1 pseudogene is annotated in these 324 nt (G+C 50.9%); it reads left to right on the forward strand.

The window, feature by feature from the left end:
* A pseudogene (locus HZR81_RS23800) lies at positions 1–251 on the forward strand (hypothetical protein); the annotation flags it as partial.
* Positions 252–324: the final 73 nt, after the last annotated feature.

The raw sequence follows: 324 nt of genomic DNA on the forward strand, positions 1-324 counted from the left end.
CTAGCGACATCGAGTCAACACCTTCGGTTAGCGAACCAGAATCTGAGATGAGCAAGCTCACGTCGGCTAAGCTCGCTGTAAAATTGGGCATCAAAACCAAAGACCTAATGGATCGGCTGGTCGAGAGTGGTCACCTGGAGCTGCGAGAAGCACTGCACTACCTCACCGACAAAGGTAAGGCCGCAGGTGGCGAGTTCCGTAAAGGAACTGGAGGATTTTATTTCCTTTGGCCAGCTGACTTTCAAGCCTAAGGAGAATCAGCAAGCACCGCTCAAAGCTGAAAATGCAGTGCTGGACCGACCGAATACGATATGACTGGTTTAG

This window comes from Pseudomonas sp. LM13 (genome assembly GCF_041381355.1).
Classification (GTDB): Bacteria; Pseudomonadota; Gammaproteobacteria; order Pseudomonadales; family Pseudomonadaceae; genus Stutzerimonas; species Stutzerimonas frequens.